This is a genomic window from Lewinella sp. (assembly GCF_050633125.1).
Classification (GTDB): domain Bacteria; phylum Bacteroidota; class Bacteroidia; order Chitinophagales; family Saprospiraceae; genus Lewinella.
The window spans coordinates 58,631-61,831 of the sequence record NZ_JBOEFX010000050.1 but is presented as its reverse complement, the minus strand read 5'-3'; the positions used below and the strand labels follow the sequence as shown (position 1 = coordinate 61,831).

At 42.9% G+C, this 3,201-nt stretch carries 4 protein-coding genes and 1 pseudogene; 4 read left to right on the top strand and 1 reads right to left on the bottom strand.

The genetic code is table 11. The annotated features are described in order from the left end of the window. Window positions 1-141 precede the first annotated feature (141 nt). The 4 genes from ACRBG0_RS11865 (at window position 142) to ACRBG0_RS11850 (ending at window position 2,182) form a co-directional block, all read left to right on the top strand. The gene (locus ACRBG0_RS11865) at window positions 142-375 is read left to right on the top strand and encodes a thioredoxin family protein (protein ID WP_431487101.1); all 234 of its coding nucleotides are present in this window, start codon (window positions 142-144) and stop codon (window positions 373-375) included. 71 nt (window positions 376-446) lie between these two features. Continuing rightward, window positions 447-725 (top strand): DUF2024 family protein, encoded by a 279-nt coding sequence (locus ACRBG0_RS11860; RefSeq protein WP_431487100.1) that lies wholly within the window; start codon window positions 447-449, stop codon window positions 723-725. 74 nt (window positions 726-799) lie between these two features. Next, window positions 800-1,402 carry a MarR family winged helix-turn-helix transcriptional regulator gene (locus tag ACRBG0_RS11855; protein WP_431487099.1) on the top strand — a complete coding sequence of 201 codons (603 nt, stop codon included), beginning with the start codon at window positions 800-802 and terminating at the stop codon, window positions 1,400-1,402. A 414-nt stretch (window positions 1,403-1,816) separates the two neighbouring features. After that, window positions 1,817-2,182 carry a hypothetical protein gene (locus ACRBG0_RS11850; protein WP_431487098.1) on the top strand — a complete coding sequence of 122 codons (366 nt, stop codon included), beginning with the start codon at window positions 1,817-1,819 and terminating at the stop codon, window positions 2,180-2,182. Between the two features lie 323 nt (window positions 2,183-2,505). Here ACRBG0_RS11850 and ACRBG0_RS11845 read toward each other — a convergent pair. Beyond that, a pseudogene (locus tag ACRBG0_RS11845) lies at window positions 2,506-3,201 on the bottom strand (hypothetical protein); the annotation flags it as partial.

Below are 3,201 nucleotides of genomic sequence, written 5' to 3'. Positions count from 1 at the left end.
CTGTGCTCGCTCCGCTGCGCCGAGCTCCCCTGTTCGGTCCGCTACTTTTTTGCTAAGAGTCATAGTTAAATTTGCAATAGTTAGGAATCCTAACTATATTTACGCATTAATTGATTCTTAAACATTAAAAACATTTAAACAATGAGTAAATCTATCTTCTACCACGCCGGTTGCCCGGTATGTGTCAGTGCAGAGCAAGACATCATCAGCCTCATCGGAGCCGATAACGTAGAGGTCGTCCATCTCGGAAATGACAAAAACAAAATTGGAGAGGCCGAAAATGCAGGCGTAAAATCAGTGCCTGCCCTAATCACACCAAACGGCAATGTTCTCCACCTCAATTTCGGTGCCTCTATGGCTGATGTAAAAGGATAAGTTTCCTATTCATCGTAGCATCCGCCATATTGGTGGATGCTACATCTATTCCATCAAAAGCAATCTATACAATGGAAAAAACCACCGCTAAAAAAGTCAATGTGTGGGATACCTATGTCACTAAAAAAGACGGTAACATCATGCATTTCGATATTATTGCTCCAGTAAAAATCATGGACACTAATACTATCTACAACTATGGTAAAGAATACCTCAAAGCAAAAGGCCAAGCAGAACAGCCGCTGGCGTCAAAGCAATGCCGTCTTTGTCATATAGAAGCCCTCCGCCCGGAGTGGGAGGCTGAAATTGCAGAAAAGGGCTACTTTATCATAGAAATGGAAGGCTGTTAATAGAATTACCACGTTTCCCTTGATTAGGATTACTAACTTTACAGGTAATATCTTTTTTAACAGAGCGTATCAGGATGAGTAACAGCCCATTTGACCCAGCCAGACAAAACACTGACCTGACGGCAAAAATCACCTCAGGTCTCGAAAGAATTGCAGGTGTATTCAGGGTGCTATTATGGGATCATGCCAAAACAATCGGGTTGAGTCCTATTCAGATTCAGCTGCTGATATTTGTGGCACATCATGACGATGACCTGTGTAATGTCAGTCATTTGGCCAGGGAGTTTAACCTGACCAAACCTACCATTAGTGATGCATTAAAGGCCCTAGTCCAAAAAGGACTGACGGAAAAAGTGCCCGACAAATTAGACAAAAGGGCTTTCACTATAATATTAACCCCAAAGGGCAAAGAAGTGGTAGTTTCAACAGAACTTTTCGCCAGCCCTGTCGAAGCTTCCATCAATAAATTAGGTACCCCGGATAAGGAGCAGTTGTTTTCTTCCCTACAAGAATTAATATTCCGACTTAACAAGGTTGGTATTATTACCGTTCAGCGTACCTGCTTTGGGTGTCGTTTTTATGAACAAAAGCCCGACGGGCATTTCTGCAATTTCCTAGGCAAAAACCTACTGACTAATGAGTTACGGATTGATTGCCCGGAATTTGAAGCGTCATAAAAAACTATTCATTATATCCCACTTTTTCAAACCACCAAAGACACCTAAGTGATTATCTTCTTAAGCGTCTTGTGTGGTTCTCCCTCTCTGCTAAGCTTCCGTTGGCCGCAATCTGATTCGCCGTCACCTTCTATTCAGTGCCAAAAAATTAGCATTAAAGGAAGGAAGTTATTCTTCGCCGACCCATGAATAGTTTTTTGCCCCCCATACCTACCGGTCGGGGCCGGGCNNCGCCTACTATCCCTGGCTGTGCACTCCCGATGGAAGATCGGCGCCGAACTCCCCTATTCGGTCCGCTATTTTTTGAAGCAATAGGTCATGTAGTCAGAAAAGCTTGTGCATAAAACTAAGGTGGGCATAAGCAAACCCAACGAAAATCCTAAAACATCCGTCTTTAATAGAAAACATCTTAACATGCACAAGTATTTAATGCTAATCTCCATTGGTCTAATTTGTTTCGGTTGTGCCAAAGACCAATTAGAATTAAGAGGAGTTCCTAGTAATTTAGAACTTGACATTGACCAAGATGGCAATGCTGACTTTGTGGTCGTATATGCTCAACGAACCACGGGTGACCCAGCTGGAAATTATCAGGAAATAAAAATGACTTTGGAATCTACAGGTATTGATCAAATACTAAAGAATGATGATGAGCTTCCTATATTTCTAAATGATATTGATTTAATCCAAACAGAAGTTAACCTACCTCTCTATTGGGAAATAACGAACCCTTCTTCCAACGTCTCTACTCCTACTAGCAACAATTCGAACAGGTTATGATGAAATAACATGGAATGACAAATGGACAATTTTCAGTTCAGAAGAAAAAGAAACATATCTAATTGGATTCAAGTTATTGGAAAATAATACTTCGAAAATAGGGTTCATAGAATTTTCTGTATCACCTCTAACTGGTGGATTCACACTTTTAAGAACAGAATTTTTGTAATTATAAGTAGACCGAATTACGCGCAAGGCGTAGCCTGAAGCCCGGCGGACCGGAGGGAGCAGGACAAAGGATAAAAAGGAGCNNGTAATTACATGAATGTATTTATGCGAATGGGTTGCTCCTAACCACCAGCCGCCGCACACTACACTGCCGCCTACCGCTCCCACCCATTATCCTCTCTATCCTCTTCAAAGAGCAATAAATCTGGATCAAGTACGATCCTATCTGGCCGTTCTGCCAGCGTAAATTGCAAGTCATTTTGAATCGCCGTTACCTTTATTCTCCTTTTGGAAATCAAGACTTTCCCAGCGTCGGTGTTTTTATAAAACCCTACTTCGATGTAGTCCTGCAAGGGCAAAGATTGAGTCTCTCCTGTTTGAAGATGACCTCCTGCGGCATTGGTAAATGTTCTTTGGCCACTTTTGCTGGCGCGGTACTTGGTCACTTGGCAAGATAGGTTCACCTCCCATTCCTGGTTTGTATTCGACGTAAGTTCCACGTTCCCAATCTGGTTATCATACAGTGTAATGGTCTCAAAATAGTCTTCCAACAGGTATTGCAAACTATCAGGTATATCTTTTTGCAAATGTGCTATCAGCTCCAGCGAGGTCGGGTAAGGCGGTGGCGCGTAACGGTGGGCAGCCTCATAGCTGGCGAGGCTACTATTGAGTGCCTCCTCACTCCAATAGTCACTTAGCGCATAAAAGGCCAGGCCTCCTTTGTAGTAATTCAGATAATCTTGCCCTTCTTTGGCTAGAATCAGCGGTGTTTCATCGCCGCTTTGGGCCCGCGTACGCAAATAGACGTCGTGCATCGTTTTCTGGAAGGAACTTAGTCGTTTTTCTCCTAA

What these genes read in the sequence shown, in the direction of transcription:
- ACRBG0_RS11865 (WP_431487101.1), top strand. Translation starts at nt 142, where the DNA reads ATGAGTAAATCTATCTTCTACCACGCCGGTTGCCCGGTATGTGTCAGT.
- ACRBG0_RS11860 (WP_431487100.1), top strand. Translation starts at nt 447, where the DNA reads ATGGAAAAAACCACCGCTAAAAAAGTCAATGTGTGGGATACCTATGTC.
- ACRBG0_RS11855 (WP_431487099.1), top strand. Translation starts at nt 800, where the DNA reads ATGAGTAACAGCCCATTTGACCCAGCCAGACAAAACACTGACCTGACG.
- ACRBG0_RS11850 (WP_431487098.1), top strand. Translation starts at nt 1,817, where the DNA reads ATGCACAAGTATTTAATGCTAATCTCCATTGGTCTAATTTGTTTCGGT.